Source organism: Pseudomonas sp. 30_B, assembly GCF_017491605.1.
Taxonomy (GTDB): domain Bacteria; phylum Pseudomonadota; class Gammaproteobacteria; order Pseudomonadales; family Pseudomonadaceae; genus Pseudomonas.
This window is the reverse complement of record NZ_JAFGYY010000081.1, coordinates 1-727: the sequence shown is the minus strand read 5'-3', so window position 1 is coordinate 727 and position 727 is coordinate 1. Positions and strand designations below refer to the sequence as shown.

Below are 727 nucleotides of genomic sequence, written 5' to 3'. Positions count from 1 at the left end.
GGATCGGGCGCGCGCCCAGGTCGCGACGCTGATCGGCGCCGCACCGGACGAAATTGTCTTCACGAGCGGCGGCAGTGAAGCGAACAACCTTGCGCTGAAAGGAACTGTACTCGCATCGTCGAACGCAGGCGGCCACGTGATCACCCAGTCGACCGAACATCCGGCAATCCTGAAGCCGCTGCAATTCCTTGAGCGACTGGGCACTGAAGTCACCTGCGTTCCCGTGGACGGCAACGGCCGCGTCGATCCCGACGCCATCCGTCGCGCAATCACGCCGCGCACCACGCTCATCACGGTCATGCATGCGAACAACGAAACCGGCACCATTCAGCCGATCGAGGATATCGGCACGATCGCCCGCGAGCACGGCATCCGGTTTCACACGGACGCGGCCCAGTCGATCGGCAAGATCCCGGCCGACGTCGATGCGCTCGGCGTCGATCTGCTGTCGATCGCCGGTCACAAGCTCTACGCGCCGAAGGGCATCGGCGCGCTCTACGTTCGAAAGGGAGTCGGGCTCGAGCCGCTGATTCACGGCGCAGGCCATGAAAATGGCCGGCGTGCGGGGACGGAATCCGCACTCCTCGCGGCAGGGTTCGGCGAGGCCTGTGCGCTCGCGCGCGATCTCGCGGCGATGGACGGCATTCGCGCGTTGCGCGACCGGCTGTGGCACGCGTTGCAGGATCGCTTCGACGATCGCGTTCGCCTGAACGGACATCTCGAGTAC

Annotated in this window: 1 protein-coding gene; it reads left to right on the top strand. The window is 65.6% G+C overall.

What is annotated here, in order from left to right; genetic code table 11:
* On the top strand, window positions 1-727 hold a 727-nt coding region (locus tag J5M67_RS27300; protein WP_207888528.1), incomplete at both ends, for a cysteine desulfurase family protein.